Annotated in this window: 12 protein-coding genes; 4 read left to right on the top strand and 8 right to left on the bottom strand. The window is 63.0% G+C overall.

Annotated elements, in window-relative coordinates; all coding sequences use genetic code 11:
- The first annotated feature begins 123 nt into the window (after nt 1–123).
- Complete coding sequence (rluB, locus tag BMY03_RS18300) at nt 124–1,188, top strand: 23S rRNA pseudouridine(2605) synthase RluB (RefSeq protein WP_038706581.1); 1,065 nt, start codon at nt 124–126, stop codon at nt 1,186–1,188.
- A 722-nt stretch (nt 1,189–1,910) separates the two neighbouring features.
- The gene (locus BMY03_RS18305) at nt 1,911–3,329 is read left to right on the top strand and encodes an amino acid permease (RefSeq protein ID WP_023632492.1); all 1,419 of its coding nucleotides are present in this window, start codon (nt 1,911–1,913) and stop codon (nt 3,327–3,329) included.
- Nucleotides 3,330–3,401: 72 nt separating this feature from the next.
- Here the strand turns inward: BMY03_RS18305 and BMY03_RS18310 are convergent, their stop codons facing one another.
- Nucleotides 3,402–4,283, bottom strand: a complete 882-nt coding sequence (locus tag BMY03_RS18310; protein ID WP_038706580.1) for a LysR substrate-binding domain-containing protein — start codon at nt 4,281–4,283, stop codon at nt 3,402–3,404.
- 151 nt (nt 4,284–4,434) lie between these two features.
- On the opposite strand from BMY03_RS18310, the gene ydiJ reads away from it, so the two are divergent.
- Nucleotides 4,435–7,452: a D-2-hydroxyglutarate dehydrogenase YdiJ gene (gene ydiJ / locus BMY03_RS18315; RefSeq protein WP_094011860.1), complete on the top strand. Its 3,018-nt coding sequence runs from the start codon at nt 4,435–4,437 to the stop codon at nt 7,450–7,452.
- Between the two features lie 134 nt (nt 7,453–7,586).
- On the opposite strand, the gene BMY03_RS18320 is transcribed toward ydiJ, so the two are convergent.
- From BMY03_RS18320 to phhA, 6 genes are all read right to left on the bottom strand, one after another.
- On the bottom strand, nt 7,587–8,789 hold the full coding sequence (locus BMY03_RS18320; RefSeq protein WP_038706578.1) for an MFS transporter: 1,203 nt from the start codon (nt 8,787–8,789) through the stop codon (nt 7,587–7,589).
- 125 nt (nt 8,790–8,914) lie between these two features.
- The gene (locus BMY03_RS18325) at nt 8,915–13,183 is read right to left on the bottom strand and encodes a deaminase domain-containing protein (protein WP_094011861.1); all 4,269 of its coding nucleotides are present in this window, start codon (nt 13,181–13,183) and stop codon (nt 8,915–8,917) included.
- Between the two features lie 160 nt (nt 13,184–13,343).
- Nucleotides 13,344–13,472: a hypothetical protein gene (locus BMY03_RS26775; RefSeq protein WP_023628479.1), complete on the bottom strand. Its 129-nt coding sequence runs from the start codon at nt 13,470–13,472 to the stop codon at nt 13,344–13,346.
- Between the two features lie 223 nt (nt 13,473–13,695).
- Nucleotides 13,696–14,892, bottom strand: coding sequence for an amino acid aminotransferase (locus BMY03_RS18330; RefSeq protein ID WP_177182928.1), 1,197 nt, complete (start codon nt 14,890–14,892; stop codon nt 13,696–13,698).
- Nucleotides 14,889–15,245: a 4a-hydroxytetrahydrobiopterin dehydratase gene (locus BMY03_RS18335; protein ID WP_023628481.1), complete on the bottom strand. Its 357-nt coding sequence runs from the start codon at nt 15,243–15,245 to the stop codon at nt 14,889–14,891. Before BMY03_RS18335 ends, BMY03_RS18330 begins: the two co-directional genes overlap by 4 nt.
- Nucleotides 15,246–15,283: 38 nt before the next feature.
- Complete coding sequence (gene phhA, locus BMY03_RS18340; RefSeq protein WP_094011863.1) at nt 15,284–16,072, bottom strand: phenylalanine 4-monooxygenase; 789 nt, start codon at nt 16,070–16,072, stop codon at nt 15,284–15,286.
- Nucleotides 16,073–16,327: 255 nt separating this feature from the next.
- On the opposite strand from phhA, the gene BMY03_RS18345 reads away from it, so the two are divergent.
- Nucleotides 16,328–17,887 carry a sigma-54-dependent transcriptional regulator gene (locus BMY03_RS18345; RefSeq protein WP_094011864.1) on the top strand — a complete coding sequence of 520 codons (1,560 nt, stop codon included), beginning with the start codon at nt 16,328–16,330 and terminating at the stop codon, nt 17,885–17,887.
- Between the two features lie 94 nt (nt 17,888–17,981).
- Here the strand turns inward: BMY03_RS18345 and BMY03_RS18350 are convergent, their stop codons facing one another.
- Complete coding sequence (locus BMY03_RS18350; protein ID WP_023630669.1) at nt 17,982–18,236, bottom strand: DUF2790 domain-containing protein; 255 nt, start codon at nt 18,234–18,236, stop codon at nt 17,982–17,984.
- Nucleotides 18,237–18,433 lie beyond the last annotated feature (197 nt).

An 18,433-nucleotide genomic window follows, 5' to 3' on the forward strand; every position in this document is an offset into this window, starting at 1 on the left:
GCTTGCGCCTTTGGGCGGAATCTGCTGAACGATCGGCAAAAACCTTCTACCCTCCAGTGCGTTCCCTTGCTGAACCGCGTATGATGCGCGCCCGCTTTCACTACTACACCGGGAGGTGCCCAGATGAGTGACAAAGACCTGCAAGACCAACAACCTACCCCGCCGTCCGGCGAAAAGCTGCAGAAGGTGCTGGCGCGCATCGGCGTCGGCTCGCGCCGTGACGTCGAGGCCTGGATCGGCCAGGGCCGGATCAAGGTCAACGGCGTCGAGGCCACCCTCGGCCTGCGCGTCGACCTGCACGACGCCATCACCGTCGACGGCAAGCTGATCAAGCGCGTCGAAGCCGCCGAGGCGACCCGCCGCGTAATCATGTACAACAAGCCCGACGGCGAGATCTGCACCCGTGACGACCCGGAAGGCCGCCCGACCGTGTTCGACCGCCTGCCGCGGCCGAAAGAGGGCCGCTGGATCAACATCGGCCGCCTGGACATCAACACCACCGGCCTGCTGCTGTTCACCACCGACGGTGAGCTGGCCAACCGCCTGATGCACCCGTCTTATGAAATGGACCGCGAGTACGCAGTGCGTGTGCGCGGCGAAGTCGACGACGACATGGTCGACCGGCTCAAGGCCGGCGTGGTGCTCGAGGATGGCCCGGCCAAGTTCACCGATATCCAGAAGGCGCCAGGTGGCGAAGGCTTCAACCACTGGTACCACTGCGTGGTGATGGAAGGACGCAACCGTGAGGTGCGTCGCCTGTGGGAATCCCAGGGTGTGGTGGTCAGCCGCCTGAAGCGCGTGCGTTTCGGCCCGGTGTTCCTCAACTCCGACCTGCCGATGGGCCGCTGGCGCGAAATGAGCCAGGGCGAGATCGACATTCTCGCCGCGGAAGTCGGCCTGCAGCCGGTGGCACTGCCGGAAATGAAGCTCAAGGCCAAGGACAAGCTCGAGCGCCTGCAGCGCAAGTCGACCCGTCCGCTGGGGCGTGGCGAGCGCGTGCGCACCCTGCGTCCTGCCGCCGAAGGCCAAGCCGAGCGTCCGGCACGTGCGCCGCGTGAAGACGCAGCGCCGCGCAAGGGCAACCGCGGCAGCACGGTGGCCGAGCGTCCGAGCGAGATGCGCAAGCGTCCGTCCCGTCCTGAAGGCGACAAGCCGGCAGGTCGTGGTCGCGGCAAGCCGCGCGGCTGATTCGGCCCGGTAGCGAGAGAGCCAGCCTTCGGGCTGGCTTTTTTGTGCCTGCGGTAAATGGCCCATCGCGGGGCAAGCCGCTCCCACGAATAGTGTGCGCATCGAGGCAGCGGGCCTGCCCCGCAATGGGGCGCAAGGCGGCCCCAAGTACTTGAACGGACAGAAAATTTCCCGACTAGTGGCAAATTTTCAAACCACCTTGTAAAGAAAGTTATACGTTTTTGGGCGTTTTGCCCGGCTTAGCTGTGCTTTTCCATTCTTCGTCACAAAATCTTTCCAAAGCCTGCGCGCCAGAGCCTCCCCGGCCCTCTCCACCCCCTTCCCAAACCCCCGCCCAGGCGCTGAGATAGCGCCATTGCCGTGTGCAGAGCCAGGCAGGATCGCCAGGCACTTAAAACAACAAAATGGAGGCGCCATGCACGCCGATCACTCCGCCTTTTCAGGCCTTCACCCCAGGAACGCTGCGTTTTTTCCACAGGAAACGATGCAACGCGTTGACGCCTGCGCGTTTGCAGGGGTATACAATGCGCCGCGTTTTACCTGTGACTCCCTTGCGTACCGCGCACGCTTGCTGACACCCGGTTGATCCGCCCCTGGCCACCAAGGCCACGAGCGACTGCCCGTCACAAGTATCCAAGGTAACCACCTTGCCCATTCCGCTGCGCCACGAGTGCGGTGGGTCCGATTCCGTCACAGATAAAAACAAGCAGGTGACTTCGTTCATGAGTGGACATAACTCACAGTCCGGCGAACTCAAGCGTGGCTTGAAGAACCGCCATATCCAATTGATCGCCTTGGGCGGCGCCATCGGCACCGGGTTGTTCCTGGGCTCGGCCGGCGTGATGAAGTCCGCCGGTCCGTCGATGATCCTCGGCTATGCGATCTGCGGCTTCATCGCCTTCATGATCATGCGCCAGCTCGGCGAGATGATCGTCGAAGAGCCGGTGGCCGGCTCCTTCAGCCATTTCGCGCACAAGTACTGGGGCGGTTTCGCCGGTTTCCTGTCGGGCTGGAACTGCTGGGTGCTGTATATCCTGGTGGGCATGTCGGAACTGTCGGCGGTGGGCAAGTACGTCCACTACTGGTGGCCGGAAATCCCGACCTGGGTAACCGCGGCGGCGTTCTTCCTGCTGATCAACGCGATCAACCTGATGAACGTGAAGTTCTTTGGCGAAGCCGAATTCTGGTTCGCCATCATCAAGGTGGTGGCCATCGTCAGCATGATCGGCCTGGGTGCCTACCTGCTGACCAGCGGCAGCGGCGGTCCTGAAGCCTCGGTGACCAACCTGTGGGCCCATGGTGGTTTCTTCCCGCACGGTGTCAGCGGGCTGGTGATGGCGCTGGCGTTCATCATGTTCTCCTTCGGTGGCCTGGAGATGCTCGGCTTCACCGCCGCCGAGGCCGACAAGCCGAAGACCGTGATCCCCAAGGCGATCAACCAGGTCATCTACCGCATCCTGATCTTCTATGTCGGCGCCCTGGTAGTGCTGCTGTCGCTGACCCCATGGGACAACCTGGTGGCGAGCATCGACGCCTCCGGCGGCAGCTACGGCAGCAGCCCGTTCGTCCAGGTGTTCTCGTTGCTGGGCAGCGACGTGGCGGCCCACCTGCTGAACTTCGTGGTCCTGACCGCGGCGCTGTCGGTGTACAACAGCGGCACCTACTGCAACGCCCGCATGCTGCTGGGCATGGCCGAGCAAGGTGATGCGCCGGCGGCGCTGGCCAAGGTCGACCGCCGCGGCGTGCCGGTACGTTCGATCCTGGTCTCGGCAGCCGTGACCCTGATCGCGGTGCTGCTCAACTACCTGATGCCGCAGAATGCCCTGGAGCTGCTGATGTCGCTGGTGGTGGCGACCCTGGTGATCAACTGGGCGATGATCAGCTACTCGCACCTCAAGTTCCGCCAACACCTTGACCGCACCGGCCAGAAGCCGCTGTTCAAGGCCCTGTGGTACCCGTACGGCAACTACCTGGTGCTGGCGTTCGTGGTGCTGATCCTGGGCATCATGCTGCAGATTCCGGGCATCCAGGTGTCGGTGTACGCGATGCCGGTGTGGCTGGTAGTGATGTATGTGGCCTACCAGCTCAAGAGCAAGCGTGGCTCCCAGGCCAATGGCGCTGCCGGCAGCATCGCCAAGTAAGCGCTGAGGCGCACCAACAAAAAACCCGATGCCGAATAACCGGCATCGGGTTTTTTGTTGCCTGTGCAGGCCTCAGATCTGTTCGAGCAACCAGCCACGAAACGCTCGCAACGATGGCAATGCCTCGTTCCTGGGTGGATAGATCAGGTAGTAGCTACGCTGGCTGGCAAACGGTGTGCCCGGGCTGAACAGTTCGCCGCTGGCCAGTTCCTCCTGCACCAGGATCCTGGGCACCAGGCCAATGCCTATGCCTGCCCGAACCGCCTGTATCAAATGCGAGGTCAGCTCGAAACTTGGCCCAAGGCGCATCGCCCGGTGGGGCAGGGCATGGTGGGAAAACCACTCGCCCCAGGCATGGGGGTTATTGGCGACGTTGAGCAGTACTTCCTCGCTGATCCTTTGCGGGCTCCATTGGCCATCCGCATTGGCTTCGGGCGGCAGGATCACCACCAATTCCTCGGCATGCAGGCGATGGCAGATCAGTCCGGGCAGGTCGTGGCTGGCAACGCCGATGGCCGCGTCGATTTCGCTAGTGTCGAAGTTGATGGCTTCGATACGTGAATGAATGTGTACCAGCATGCCGGGGTGAGCGCCGTAGAAGGCATGCAGGCGCGGTAGCAGCCATTTCGAGCCGAAGGTCGGCAGCGTTGCCAGGCGCAGGGTTCCGACGCCCGACTGATAGGCCAAGGCCTGCAGGGTGGCGCTGCGGATGCGCCCGAGGGCTTCGCTGAGTTCGCGCTGGTAGAGGCGGCCGACGTCGGTCAGTTGCACCTGACGCCCCTCGCGGCGAAACAGGGTGAGCCCCAGCTGTTGCTCCAGTGCCTGCACCTGCCGGCTCACCGCGCTCTGGGTCAGCGACAGCTCGGCGGCGGCGCGGGTATAGCTTTCATGCCGCGCGGCGGCCTCGAAAGCCAGAAGGAGCGACATCGAAGGGGTGAGGTGGCGGTAATTCATTCATAAAGCTCATCGATAGCGGCAGGAATATCCGTTTGCCCCTGGCGCGAAACTACAGGAACATTGACGTATTCGAAATCCTCCCATGATCCATTCATGCCGGAGCGACAAGATTTCCGTGAATTAGCCGATATCAAAGAGGCATCCTTCGATGATCGCCCAGCTGCCGCCCCGCGCGCCCGCCGCCCAATACCCCGAATTCCTCGACGCCCTGAAGAACAGCGGCTTCCGTGGCCAGATCAGCGCCGACTACGGCACCCGCACCGTGCTGGCCACCGACAACTCGATCTACCAGCGCCTGCCCCAGGCGGCGGTGTTCCCGCTGGACGTCGACGACGTGGCGCGGGTCGCCACGCTGATGGCCGAGCCGCGTTTTCGTGACATCAAGCTGACCCCGCGTGGCGGCGGTACCGGCACCAACGGCCAGTCGCTGACCGACGGCATCGTCGTCGACCTGTCGCGGCATATGAACAGCATCCTTGAAATCAACGTTGAGCAACGCTGGGTTCGGGTGCAGGCGGGTGTGGTCAAGGACCAGCTGAATGCCGCGCTCAAGCCCCACGGGCTGTTCTTCGCCCCGGAGCTGTCCACCTCCAACCGCGCCACCGTCGGCGGCATGATCAACACCGACGCCAGTGGCCAGGGCAGCTGCACCTACGGCAAGACCCGCGACCACGTGCTCGAATTGCACAGCGTGCTGCTCGGCGGTGAGCGCCTGCACAGCCTGCCGATCGACGATGCGGCGCTGGAGCAGGCCTGCGCCGCCCCAGGCCGGGTCGGCGAGGTGTACCGCATGGCCCGCGAGATCCAGGAAACCCAGGGCGAGTTGATCGAGAGCACCTTCCCCAAGCTCAACCGCTGCCTGACCGGCTACGACCTGGCGCACCTACGCGACGATCAGGGCCGCTTCAACCTCAACAGCGTGCTGTGCGGGGCCGAGGGCTCGCTGGGCTATGTGGTCGAGGCCAAGCTCAATGTGTTGCCGATCCCCAAGTACGCGGTGCTGGTCAACGTACGCTACACCAGCTTCATGGACGCCCTACGCGACGCCAATGCGCTGATGGCGCACAAGCCGCTGTCGATCGAGACCGTAGACTCCAAGGTGCTGATGCTGGCGATGAAGGACATCGTCTGGCACAGCGTCGCCGAATACTTCCCGGCCGACCCCGAGCGCCCGACCCTGGGCATCAACCTGGTGGAGTTCTGCGGTGACGAACCGGACGAGGTCAACGCCAGGGTCCAGGCCTTCGTCGCGCACCTGCAGGCGGACAAGAGTGTCGAGCGCCTGGGCCACACCCTCGCCGAAGGCGCCGAAGCGGTGACCCGCGTCTATGTGATGCGTAAGCGCTCAGTAGGGCTGCTGGGCAACGTAGAGGGTGAAGTGCGCCCGCAGCCGTTCGTCGAGGACACCGCGGTTCCGCCGGAGCAACTGGCCGATTACATTGCCGACTTCCGTGCATTGCTCGATGGCTATGGCCTGGCCTACGGCATGTTCGGCCATGTCGATGCCGGTGTGCTGCACGTGCGCCCGGCGCTGGACATGAAAGACCCGGCCCAGGCCGCGCTGGTCAAGCCGATCTCCGATGCCGTGGCGGCGCTGACCAAGAGCTATGGGGGCCTGCTGTGGGGCGAGCACGGCAAGGGCCTGCGCTCGGAGTACGTGCCGGAGTACTTCGGCGAGCTGTACCCGGCGCTGCAGCGGCTCAAGGGCGCGTTCGACCCGCACAACCAGCTCAACCCGGGCAAGATCTGCACCCCACCGGACAGCGCCGAAGGCCTGACCTCGGTGGATGGCGTGACCCTGCGCGGCGACCTGGACCGCAGCATCGATGAGCGCGTGTGGCAGAGCTTCGGCAGCGCAGTGCACTGCAACGGCAACGGCGCCTGCTACAACTACGACCCCAACGACGCCATGTGCCCGTCGTGGAAGGCCACCCGCGAACGCCAGCACTCGCCCAAGGGCCGTGCCTCGCTGATCCGTGAGTGGCTGCGCCTGCAGGGCGAGGCGAACATCGATGTGCTCGCCGCCGCCCAGCGCAAGGCCTCCTGGCTCAAGGGGTTGCCGGCGCGGCTGCGCAACAGCCGTGCGCAACGGCAGGGGCAGCACGACTTCTCCCACGAGGTGTACGACGCCATGGCCGGTTGCCTGGCGTGCAAGTCCTGCGCGGGGCAGTGCCCGATCAAGGTCAACGTGCCGGATTTCCGCTCACGCTTCCTCGAGCTGTATCACGGCCGCTACCAGCGTCCGCTGCGCGACTACCTGATCGGCTCGCTGGAGTTCACCATCCCGTACCTGGCTCATGCGCCGGGCCTGTACAACGCGGTGATGGGCTCGAAGTGGGTGAGCAGGCTGCTGGCGGACAAGGTCGGCATGGTCGACAGCCCGCTGATCAGTCGTTTCAACTTCCAGGCCACCCTGACCCGTTGCCGGGTTCAGGTTGCCAGCGTGCCCGCGCTGCGTGAGCTGACCCCGGCCCAGCGCGAGCGCAGCATCGTGCTGGTGCAGGACGCCTTCACGCGCTATTTCGAGACGCCACTGCTGGCCTCGTTCATCGAGCTGGCCCATCGCCTGGGGCACAAGGTGTTCCTCGCGCCCTACAGCGCCAACGGCAAGCCGCTGCATGTGCAGGGTTTTCTCGGTGCCTTCGCCAAGGCGGCGGTCCGCAACGCCACCCAGCTCAAGGCCTTGGCCGACTGCGGCGTGCCGCTGGTGGGGTTGGACCCAGCGATGACCCTGGTCTATCGCCAGGAGTACCAGAAGGTCGATGGCGTGGAGTGCCCGTCGGTACTGCTGCCCCAGGAGTGGCTGATGAACGTGCTGCCCGAGCAGGCGCCGTTCAAGGCCGACAGCTTCCGCCTGATGGCCCACTGCACCGAGAAGACCAATGTGCCGGCCAGTACCAGGCAGTGGGAGCAGGTATTCGCCCGCCTGGGGTTGAAGCTGGTCACCGAGGCCACCGGCTGCTGCGGTATGTCTGGTACCTATGGGCACGAGGCGCGTAACCAGGAGGTCTCGAAGACCATCTTCGAGCAGTCTTGGGCGACCAAGCTGGACAAGGCGGGGGAGGCCCTGGCGACTGGGTATTCATGCCGCAGCCAGGTCAAGCGCATGACCGAGAAGCAACTGCGCCACCCGCTGGAGGTAGTGCTGCAGTTCGCGCAGCGCTAGTGATATTGTCGGGGCCGCTATGCGGCCCAATCGCCGGCAAGCCGGCTCCCACTCTGATCGCATAAGCCCGAGACATGCGCTAACCCTGTGGGAGCCGGCTTGCTGGCGATTAGGCCGGTGAAGCTACAGCCGAATCAGGATTGATGTGCACTTTGGCGCATCCGCCGCGCCTGGCGATACAGGTACAGGCTCAGCACCAGCCCGCACGCCGCCGCCCCAGCCGCAAACAGGAACATCGAGGCAAAGCCGAAGCCAGCCGCAACGGCGCCCACCAACGGTCCGGTGATGCCCAGCGACAGGTCGATGAACAGCGAGTAGGCCCCCACCGCCGCGCCGCGGTTGGCCGCCGATACCTGGTTGACCGCCTCCACCCCCAGTGCCGGGAACACCAGCGAGAACCCGAAACCGCTCAACGCTGCACCCGCCAGGGCCAATCCGGGCGTCGGCGCCAGCCATAGCATCAGCAATCCCAGGGTTTCCACCGACAGGCAGGCGACAGCGACGCGAAAACCGCCGATACGGTTGATCAGGTGGCCAAACAGCAGTCGTGCACAGATGAAGCTGGCGCCGAACAGGCTCAAGGTCAGTGCGGCGTCTGGCCAATCGCGGCTGGCATAGTACAGCGTGATGAAGGTGGCGATGGTGCCGAAGCCGATCGAGCCCAGGGCCAGGCCAGCTCCATGGGGGAACACTTTTCCCAGCACCCGCAGGAACGGCAGGCGAACGCCGGCGACCACCGGCGCGGCGCGTTTGGGCCAGGCCAGCAGCAAGCCGAGCGCGCCCAGCAGGATGATGCTCGCGCCCATGCTCCACAGGCCCAGTTGCTTGACCATCAGCACCCCCAGTGGCGCGCCGATGGCCAGTGCGCCATAACTGGCGATGCCATTCCACGAAATGACCTTGGCAGTGTTCTGCGAGCCGACCCGCCCGATCCCCCAGCCGATTGAACCCGATCCCACCAGGCTTTCGGCGCTGCCCAACACCAGGCGGCCGACGAACAGGCAAGCCAGGCTCATCCAGGGCAGGTGGGTAAGGAAGCTGCAGGCCAGCATCAAAACGCCGCTCAGGCCGCAGCCGAACAGGCCGTACATGACCGCTTTCTTGCTACCGAGGTTATCGATGACGCGGCTGGCGGTGGGGCGGCTGAGCAGGGTGGCCAGGTACTGCACACTGATCACCAGGCCCGCAATCACGGTACTGAAACCCAGTTCGTTGTGTACGTAGCCGGGCAGCACGGCCAGCGGAATGCCGATGCTCAGGTAGCCGATGAAGGTGAACAGGACAATGGCGACCACCTGGGGCGTGGTCGCGAGGGATGAAGGCCGATGCTCGGGCATGAGAGGTTCCGGAACCGATAAAGCGAATGCCGGGACATCATAGCCGCGCAGGCCAAGGTTTGTAGATGAAGGATTTCGTTGGAAGCGATGGCCGCCTTGACCACCGCCAGATTCTCTCGCAAGCGTCAGTTGTTGTACGGCAGCAGCCAACTGACGCTGAACTCGGCATTCGGGTAGTCAAGGCGTAGGCGGGGGAGGACAAAGCCGCCACAGGAGCGGCAAGTATCCATCAGGGTGAAGACCTTGATGCTGGCCACGTCGTCGGGCCGGTTGAGAAGGTCCTGATTGATCGTCGAGGCGATCAGGCGCTCGGAGTCCAGGTGGCGGCGGTGGTTCCTGATGGTCAGCCAGTTGGCGCGTCGCAATACCGGGAGATGAGTGAAGCGTGGGTCCGGGTCCACCCCCTGCATGCGTGCGCGGGCGTCGATGTAGTCGATAGGTGGATGCTGGCCGGGCGCAGGGGTGGTGACAATGATTCCCCTTCTGGCCCGGCCGCCGGAAAGTGCGAAGTACACGCGGCGATTGCCGTTGCCGAAGGTGACTGTGGCGAAGGCCAGGTTGGCGCCCGACAGATGTTGCTTCAATTGTTCCATGCCGTCATCAGTGAGCATCTGGGCTAGGGTCATCGGGGCGTACTCGGCACGTGTGCCTGAGGCCGGCAGCAACCGATTGAGGATGCCGTTTACATGCAATTGCTCCACGGTGGTGAACCTGGCCAGGTTATGGAAGCGGGGGATGATTGATTTGTTCAGCCCCATCACGTCGGTGAGTGAAAAACCGGCCAGGCCATCCTGGGCATGGGCTGATGTCAGAATATTACGTGCGAAGAGTGGGTACTGCGATTCCTCCATTTGGTCGAGCGCACTATGCAGGGCGGTCGGCCCGGTGGGGGGCGCGGTGCGTCGCTGGTGGCGCATCCAGTCGCGCAACAAGCCTGCGAGGTTGTCGATGTCTTGTTGCAGGTCAGGTCGAGAGGCCACTATTCGATAGGTTTCGCTGACGTCAAGATACTGGGTGATGGCGTCGAGGTTAGTGACCCGGGTGAATGTCAGGCGTGTGCTTTGCTCTGGCACGGGATATCGGGTAGGGCTCAGCGTGCCATTTAGCAGGGCTGCTACCTGACTGCGTTGCCAAGCCTCGAAATCGAAAGGTGTGCCATAGAATACGCCGGTATCGGCTTCGACCAGCAACCAGTCCCGATCGCGATAGTGTACGCGAGCACCGCGCAAGGTACGCCGATCAGCGAGCACTCGGCTCAGCCTGCCAAGCCTTACGGGTGGGCAATGGCCGGTGAGCAGCGCGACTTGGTCGGCTGTCATGGAGGCGGGTAGGCCAAACCAGTGCTCGCTCAGGGGGTAGCCAGGCACTCCCTCGTTGTAACAGTGCGCAATGTTGGGTAACCCCATCAAATCGGCGTCTTCATCACTCAACGGTTTGAGAATCAAGCGTTGGGTGTGGCGGCCCCTGTTGGGCATCACTTCCTCGGTGTACTGCACCAGCCGGTTCTCCCTGATCATGACGTGGGCAACGCTATCGCTGTTCGCGCCGTTCGCCCGGTAGGTGATCGGTACTGGTTCGATGCGAATGGTCTCGAATGCCCGGCTGACCTGCTGGCCGTACGCTGGCGTGCCGGCTTGGTTGGCAACAGGCGCCAGCTGTATCGCAATCCCCTGTGGTGGCGCGTCGGGGTAAGGGGGGGGCAGGCGCACAGGGGGCTGTGACCACAGCAATGGCGTCTGTGGTACACGCTGGGCCAAGCCTGCGGATTGACCGATCCGGTGGCGGTAGGCGACACCATTGATGATTGCGTCTACATGATCAGGGTCGCGGAGGATAAAGATCGGGTAGACCACCGGGTTGGACGTCTTGTCCCAGGCCCGGGTGATATCCTCGCCTTCGCCGAGCAGCAGCGTGATGACATCGGGTTTATGGCCGGGTAGCAGTTTTTCTTGAGGGAGTACTGCGCCGAGCTGTGCGCGGGCACTCTCATCGAGGGCGCCGCTCCAGCTTCCGGAGCCTGCGCCATGGCGATACAGCTTGGCGGGTATCGGCTGGTCTTTCCAGTACCTGGCGGCTTGCAGCATTCCAAGGCGCATGGCGCTGGCGCTCTTGCCGGCCATACCATATAGCCTCGCCAGGGGCCTTATGATGCGCCCACCGAGGGCAAATGTTGAGCCCAGGGCGCCAAGGGCGTCCAAGCCGCAGCTCAGGGCTTCGGTACCACTGCGAACGTCCGCGCAGCTGAGTCCTGGCACACTGTTGGAGAGCAGTCTTAACAGATAGCGCCCCGTGCTGTCCTTGCGCTTTTCGGCAAGAAAAAGTTCGAGAGGCGTTGCGCCCTTGCCGCTGCTGTAAAGCTCATCGCGGTTCCCCAGGGCCACCGAAGTGGCGTAACAGCGGGCCAGTGCCTGCAACCGGTCTTCGTTCGGTGCACTGGCCAGCGCGACAGTTTCTGCAATGGAGCTGGTGTGCCAGGGGAGATCGACTTCGTTGTACTCCCGGTAGTCGAAATGAAGTGTTGCGGTCCATACCGCGCGCCGCTGTGCGGTAACGACGTGGCGGCGCCATTTCAATGTTTCCGGAAACAGTTCATAAAGGGTATCTGCCGCCTCCCCGGGAAGATAGACGACTATCCCTTGGGTGCCGATTTCTGGCTTCCAGTCAGAGGCCGGCGAGTGTTCCTGCCTGGGAATGCCGCCTTTGACAGGACCTATGTAGGTCGGCCAAGTGACCGCATGGCACTGCCACCTGCCGTCACGCAATTGGCGCTGAGCCGTTTGCGGAAGATGGCGCAGCAAGCGGTGCATCATGTCTTCGTAGACTGCCTGGGCGCGTCGTTGCCACGCCTTGAATTCATGGTCGTAGAGTGCCGTGGCGTCAGGCAGTTTGCTGTGCTGGTAGCCAGCGCCGTGGTCCAGATAAGCGTTGAGGTGCAACTGTTTGTCCGCATTTCTGCTGTCAGGCGCGATCCCCGCCTGGCGTAGTTGCCAGCTGGCAAGATCGAAACGATCAGGCAGGTCCCGCAAGCTTTCTCGATCCCACGCAATGAGGTAGTGGTCATAAGCCTGTTGCCAGTGTGATTGCGACCATGGCGGCGACTCGGTGAGGATACCCTGCAACTGCGCCCACTCAGCGAGGGTTTGGGCCAGAACCCGTTCGAACACCGCGGTGTCCTTCTCAGGCAGGTTGGTGGCGCCCTCCGCAGCGTCGAAGGTCACCGGTTTGCGCCGGGCCTGCAACAGGTAGGCGCCTTGGCGCAGGTTGGCCCAGCGCAAGTCGGGCTCATACAGATAGTCAGGGGAGTCATCGTCGATCAGCAATTCTGGCGCGAAACGGCGTATCAGCAGTTCGGCGGCGATTTCCGCCATGGCGGGTACACCGCCGAGATGCATGTAGAGACTGTTGACCAGGTCGAGCCGAATCTCGCTGAAGTGTTCGTACTTGTTATGGGCATTGAACAGCTCGAAATCCAGAATGTGGCCTGGTCGGCGCTGCTCCGCTGGATAGAGTGCATCGATCAGCGCCTGCTCAGCGAGGGCGCGATGCAGTGCAGCGGTTGTCGGGGTGTAGTCCCCTTGGGCTGCCGTCGCCAGGCGCTGGCCCAGGCGTTCGAAAGCTCTGGCGCCAAGCAGCGCTTCGACGACCTGTCCAGGCGGTGCATTCAGGGCCGAACCGTCCATTGCGATGCGCCCAGAAGGGTTCGCCAGCCCGCCCGCCTCGCGCTCGCGAGTGGTGGGATGCCTGTATCGCAATCCTTGGTAGTAGAACGACGCCTGCGCTTGGTTGAGCAGCTTTTCGAACAGGCTGCTGCCGGGAGCATGTGCGAACAGGTGGCCGGCGAGGAGCGGGAGATCAAGGTACTTGCTGGTTTCCAGGGGGGCGTGCCAGCCGCGGTTGGATGCTGCGGTCAGTTGGCCGCGAAGCAGCAGCGTTGCTATGAGATAGGCGTCCGTCCGTCTGAGACTCGGGTAATGGTGCCAAAGTGCTTGGCCAAAGCTGCAGACTGCATAAGAGGCGTCCAGATGCGCTCGTGGAAGCAGTTCGGGAAACTTGTGGGTGTCGGCGTCTTTGATGAGCTGTCTGGCCAAGCTTGCATAAAACAGCGCGCAATCGTCCAGGTTCACCTGCAGGGACGTTTCACGCCCTAGAAAATGATTAAGGTGCTGTTTAGCGCTGTCCTTGGCCAGAGCTGCATCCAGGGCGCCTTCAAGCTCCAGGTCAAGCAGCGTTGACGGGTAAAGTGCGCCAAGATCGAATGCTCGATCAAAATGGTCGCTCAGTGAGGTGGCGACGTCTTGTGCGCCGGAAAGCTCACTGATGACAACGACCTGTGCCGGGGTAAGTGCGCGAATCCTAGCCCTTTCGGCAGAATCGAGGGTCGAGCGACGTGACATGGCGGCCTCCGCTGTGTGAAAGGCGTCAGTCTGTCGAAACCGGGTACGGCCAGGGCGGTGCCAGGGCACCACACACTGGTGGGGAGCTGGCGGTGTGAAAACGTGATGACGGGGATATCCCGCAGGTCAGCCGTTTTCACACTGTCGCAGGGGTGCGCGGCTATTCCTGGTCGGCGCTGGATTGATCGTCACCGTCCTGCTCGACGCCGGGCGTCGGTTCAGCGTGGACAGCAACGGATTGCTCTTCAGGGTTCAGGCTTGGGAAGGGAAGATTCGGGATTTCATGCATCTCGTCGTTCCTCGCAAGTGTGAGTGAAAAGGCAGCGCTTGGCGCATATGAGGCTTCGAAAAGCTGGGGCAGGATACAGCAGTCTGGATGACAGTTTGCGATTTTTCATGGGCGCTGGTCGATTTTCGCGGGCGGCTATCGAACATCGGGAAGCAGGAAGGGCGCGAGAGCGAGCAGCCCGCGACAGTGTTATCGCGGGCTGCTCGCGGGCCATCGGCCAGGTTCAGCGACAGACGTCGGCGACGGCCGCTGCCAGCTGTTCCAGGCGCTTGGCGTCCGCTCCGGCGATGTTCGCCCGGCCGGTACCGACCATGTATACGCTGTGTCGCTCGCGCAGCAGACGCACCTGTTCGGGATTCAGCCCGGTGTAGGAGAACATCCCGCGTTGCGCGGCGATATGCGCGAAGCGCCCGGCCAGGCCATGGGGCTCCAGCGCTTTCACCAGGCCGACGCGAAGCTCGGCGATGCGCTGGCGCATGGCGTTCACTTCCTCGATCCACAACGCCTTGAGTGCCGGGTCACCGAGAATCTCGGCGACCACCGCCGCGCCATGGTCTGGCGGCGTCGACCACAGGTTGCGCGCAATGAACGCCAGCTGGCTGCGCACATCCTGCAGTTTATCGGCGTCGTGGCTGCACACCAGCAGGGCGCCGGTGCGCTCACGGTACAGGCCGAAGTTCTTCGAGCAGGAGCTGGTGATCAGCAGTTCCGGCAGTTCGGCGGCGAACAGGCGCACTGCCCAGGCGTCCTCCTCCAGGCCGTCACCGAAGCCCTGGTAGGCAAAGTCGATCAATGGCAGCAAGTTGCGCCGCTTGACGATGTCGAGCACCGCGCGCCAGTCGTCCCGGCCCAGATCGAAGCCGGTGGGGTTGTGGCAGCAGGCGTGCAGCAATACCACGTCGCCTTCCGGTGCTTGCTCCAGTGCGGCGAGCATGGCGTCGACGTTCAGGCGGTTGTCCGCGCCCACGTAGGGGTAGTGCGACACCTTGAGCCCGGCACCGGCGAAGATCGTCTCGTGGATCGGCCAGGTCGGGTCGCTCAGCCAGATACCGCGGCCCGGCAGGCAGTGGGCGATAAACTCCGCCGCCAGGCGCAGGGCACCTGTGCCGCCAGGGGTCTGGGTGGCGCCGGCGCGCTGGCTTTTGAGCAGCGTGGAATCGCTGCCCAGCACCAGCTCGCTGACCAGGCGTCCAAAAGCTGCATCGCCATGACCGCCAACATAGCTCTTGGTGGCTTGCCGCTCGACCAGGCGTTGCTCAGCCTGCTTTACCGCCGCCGGAATCGGCGTCAGCCCCTGAGCGTCCTTGAACACGCCGACACCCAGGTCGAACTTGGCCGGGTTGCCGTCGCGGGCGTAGGCTTCCATCAGCCCCAGGATCGGGTCGCCAGGGACCCGAGCGATGGCGGCGAAGTGCATCACTTGCGCCCTTCAGCAGTTTTGGCGACCTCGTCGGTGCGCGCGCACATGATGAAGTCGTTGCGGTGCAGGCCTTTGATCGAGTGGCTCCACCAGGTCACGGTGACCTTGCCCCACTCGGTCAGCAGGCCAGGGTGGTGGCCTTCGGCTTCGGCGATCTCGCCGATGGCGTTGGTGAAGGCCAGGGCGTGCTTGAAGTTCTTGAACAGGAACACGCGCTCGAGCTCCATGTGGCCGTCGCGGGTTTCGATGTTCCAGTCCGGGATCAGTCGGATCAGTTCCGCCAGCTCCTCGTCGGTGACTTTCGGCGCATCGGCGCGGCAGGCTTCGCAGTGGGCTTGGTTCAAGGCATTCATGGGTGTTTTCCGGTTTGAGTTGTTATCGACAGGGGCGCTCAGGCAGCGACCTTGGGTGGAAACTTCGGTGCGTGCAGGCCCAGCTGCATGGCCTGGTGGACCATGGTCATGATGTCTTCGTGGGCCAGGTCGAACAGACGCTTCATGTTCGGCAGGACGAAGTACAAGGGCTGCAGGATATCGATGCGGTAGGGCGTGCGCATGGCTTCGATCGGGTCGAAGGCCTGGTGCTCTGGTTCGCTGGACAGGCTGTAGACCGTCTCTTTCGGCGAGGAGAGGATGCCGCCGCCGTAGATCTTGCGGCCTTGCGCGGTCTCCATCAGGCCGAACTCGATGGTCATCCAGTACAGGCGCGCCAGGTAGACACGCTGTTCCTTGGTCGCCGCCAGGCCGAGCTTGCCATAGGTGTGGGTGAATTCGGCGAAGAACGGGTTAGTCAGCAGCGGGCAGTGGCCGAAGATCTCGTGGAAGATGTCCGGCTCCTGCAGGTAGTCCAGCTCTTCCGGGGTGCGGATGAAGGTGGCGACCGGGAAGCGCTTGCTGGCCAGCAGTTCGAAGAAGGTCTGGAAGGGGATCAGCGCAGGGACGCGGGCGACCTGCCAGCCGGTGGTGGCGCCAAGCACCTTGTTGACTTCGCCCAGCTGCGGGATGCGGTCATGGGGCAGCTTGAGCTGGTCGATGCCGTCGAGGTACTCCTGGCATGCCCGGCCTTCGATCACTTTCAACTGACGGGTGATCAGGGTGTTCCACACCGCATGCTCTTGCTGCGGGTAGTCGATAAAGCCATGCGCATCGGGCTCGCGTGCCACGTACTGCGTCTGTTTCATGTGGCTCTCCTGGTGAGGGCGTTCTTGTTATGTACAGGACATACCTTAGGAATATCCCTACAAACGAGGTTTTGCACCGGGGTGCGCGCCCGTCCTGCGCCGCCGTTTATCTTCTGTGCGTAACGATAATTTTACAAAATTAGCGTCATCCCGGAAAATCACGGACATCGAGCTGGGCAGACGGCTATTTTTGTCAGCTTATCTTTACGACTTTTCCGTGGCGCGAGCAAAAACTCGGCCCCTTAGAGAGCCTTCATGCGCATCAAAGTGCATTGCCAGAACCGCATCGGCATTTTGCGGGACATCCTCAACCTGCTGGTGGAGTACGGGATCAACGTGTTGCGCGGCGAAGTGGGGGGAGACCATGGCAATGCCATCTACCTGCACTGCCCGAACCTGATCAACCTGCAGTTCCAGGCCCTGCGGCCCAAGTTCGAGTCGATCGCCGGGGTGTTCGGGGTCAAGCGCGTCGGCCTGATGCCCAGCGAGCGCCGGCACATGGAGCTCAATGCGCTGCTGGGGGCGTTGGACTTCCCGGTGCTGTCGATCGACATGGGCGGCAGCATCGTCGCCGCCAACCGTGGCGCGGCGCAGCTGCTCGGCGTACGGGTGGACGAAGTGCCGGGCATTCCGCTGTCGCGATATGTCGAGGACTTCGACCTGCCGGAGCTGATACGGGCCAACAAATCGCGGATCAACGGCCTGCGGATCAAGGTCAAGGGCGATGTGTTCCTGGCCGATATCGCACCGCTGCAGTCCGAGCATGACGACAGTGAAGCCCTGGCCGGCGCGGTAATCACCTTGCACCGCGCGGACCGTATCGGTGAGCGCATCTACAACGTGCGCAAGCAGGAGTTGCGTGGGTTCGACAGCATCTTCCAGAGCTCACGGGTAATGGCCGCCGTGGTGCGCGAGGCGCGGCGCATGGCGCCGTTGGACGCACCGCTGCTGATCGAGGGCGAGACCGGCACCGGCAAGGAGCTGCTGGCGCGGGCCTGTCACCTGGCCAGCCCGCGTGGCCAGGCGCCGTTGATGGCGCTCAACTGCGCCGGCCTGCCCGAGTCGATGGCCGAGACCGAGCTGTTCGGCTATGGGCCGGGGGCGTTCGAGGGCGCGCGGGCCGAGGGCAAGCTGGGGCTGCTGGAGCTGACGGCCGGCGGCACGCTGTTCCTCGACGGGGTGGGGGAGATGAGCCCGCGCTTGCAGGTCAAGTTGCTGCGCTTCCTGCAAGATGGCTGTTTCCGTCGGGTCGGCAGCGACGAAGAGGTGTACCTGGATGTGCGGGTGATCTGCGCGACCCAGGTCGACCTGTCCGAACTGTGCGCCCGTGGCGAGTTCCGCCAGGACCTCTACCACCGCCTCAACGTGCTGTCGCTGCACATCCCGCCGCTGCGCGAATGCATGGATGGCCTGGAAGGGCTGGTGCAGCATTTCCTCGACCAGGCCAGTCGGCAGATCGGCTGCCCGCTGCCGCGCCTGGCGCCGCCGGCGATGGAAAAACTCGGCCAGTATCATTGGCCGGGCAATGTGCGCCAGTTGGAAAACGTGTTGTTCCAGGCAGTGTCACTGTGCGAAGGCGGGGTGGTGAAGAGCGAACATATCCGCTTGCCGGATTATGGCGCGCGTCAACCGTTGGGCGAGTTTTCCCTGGATGGCGATCTTTCGCAAATTGTCGGGCGGTTTGAAAGGGCGGTATTGGAAAGTTTGATGAGTGAATTTCCAAGTAGTCGGGCGCTGGGGAAAAGATTAGGCGTTTCCCATACGACCATTGCCAACAAGTTGCGAGATTATTCGCTGAACAAGTCGGCGGAATAATCTGGAAGTTTATCGAGGCTTGAATTGATCGCGGGGCAAGCCCACACACGAATGCAGTGGTGGGAGGGGCTTGCCTCGCGATAAGCCTATGGTCTCAGCCGTTGGAGCAACCGTTGCCCATCACGCGGTATTCGAGAATGTGCTTCTGGCCCTGGGAGTCCTCATAGGTCATGCGCGCAGGCACCACTTCGCAGACGTTCGGCACTTCGCTCATGGAGATGACGCGGGCGATATCCAGGTGCTGCGAATAACTGTACTGTTCAACCGGAATCTGCTCGACATCTTTTGCTTCGCCGGCCAGTGCCGCGCCGCAAAAACCGCCAAGTACCAATACCAGTAAAGCTTTCATTTTCAATTTACCTGTCTAAGGTCGTGAGGGGGCGCGCGGCGCTTGTGGCGCCGCGAGTGCAACTAAGTTTCAACTATCAGGATAAGGTGCGGATTAACGTTGCCTTCGTGGGGGCTGTTTCCAAGTTAATCGCGTTGCCGTTGCTGGCGAGGTGAATTCTAGGAGGGTGGTCCGGGCTGAAACAGAGCGGGTTTTGA

It is taken from the genome of Pseudomonas soli (assembly GCF_900110655.1).
Classification (GTDB): Bacteria; Pseudomonadota; Gammaproteobacteria; order Pseudomonadales; family Pseudomonadaceae; genus Aquipseudomonas; species Aquipseudomonas soli.

Coding starts and splice junctions, on each gene's coding strand:
- BMY03_RS18345 (WP_094011864.1), top strand. CDS start 16,328: ATGCGCATCAAAGTGCATTGCCAGAACCGCATCGGCATTTTGCGGGAC.
- BMY03_RS18350 (WP_023630669.1), bottom strand. CDS start 18,236: ATGAAAGCTTTACTGGTATTGGTACTTGGCGGTTTTTGCGGCGCGGCA.
- BMY03_RS18320 (WP_038706578.1), bottom strand. CDS start 8,789: ATGCCCGAGCATCGGCCTTCATCCCTCGCGACCACGCCCCAGGTGGTC.
- ydiJ (WP_094011860.1), top strand. CDS start 4,435: ATGATCGCCCAGCTGCCGCCCCGCGCGCCCGCCGCCCAATACCCCGAA.
- phhA (WP_094011863.1), bottom strand. CDS start 16,072: ATGAAACAGACGCAGTACGTGGCACGCGAGCCCGATGCGCATGGCTTT.
- BMY03_RS18310 (WP_038706580.1), bottom strand. CDS start 4,283: ATGAATTACCGCCACCTCACCCCTTCGATGTCGCTCCTTCTGGCTTTC.
- BMY03_RS18325 (WP_094011861.1), bottom strand. CDS start 13,183: ATGTCACGTCGCTCGACCCTCGATTCTGCCGAAAGGGCTAGGATTCGC.
- BMY03_RS26775 (WP_023628479.1), bottom strand. CDS start 13,472: ATGCATGAAATCCCGAATCTTCCCTTCCCAAGCCTGAACCCTGAAGAG.
- BMY03_RS18335 (WP_023628481.1), bottom strand. CDS start 15,245: ATGAATGCCTTGAACCAAGCCCACTGCGAAGCCTGCCGCGCCGATGCG.
- rluB (WP_038706581.1), top strand. CDS start 124: ATGAGTGACAAAGACCTGCAAGACCAACAACCTACCCCGCCGTCCGGC.
- BMY03_RS18305 (WP_023632492.1), top strand. CDS start 1,911: ATGAGTGGACATAACTCACAGTCCGGCGAACTCAAGCGTGGCTTGAAG.